The organism is Kineosporia sp. NBRC 101731 (assembly GCF_030269305.1).
Lineage (GTDB): Bacteria > Actinomycetota > Actinomycetes > Actinomycetales > Kineosporiaceae > Kineosporia.
The window spans coordinates 1-226 of record NZ_BSTC01000086.1; the positions used below are offsets into that span (position 1 = coordinate 1).

The 226-nt window shown below is 58.0% G+C and carries 1 rRNA gene; it reads left to right on the forward strand.

Features of this window, described 5'->3' with window-relative positions:
• A 16S ribosomal RNA gene (locus tag QSK05_RS36180) occupies nt 1–55 on the forward strand; the annotation flags it as partial.
• Nucleotides 56–226: the final 171 nt, after the last annotated feature.

The following is a 226-nucleotide window of genomic DNA, read 5'->3' on the forward strand; positions in this document are numbered from 1 at the left end:
GACGAAGTCGTAACAAGGTAGCCGTACCGGAAGGTGCGGCTGGATCACCTCCTTTCTAAGGAGCACTCATACGTCTCTTCGTGAGGCGTCAGAGAATGCCATTGCCGGCACGTGATGGTCACCAATTCTGGTGATTGCATGTTGCTGGGTGGCTGCTCAGGGTGGAACATCGGTTGGAGCTCGCTTCCGGGGATGGAAGCGGGGATGCGCTGTTGGGTCCTGAGGG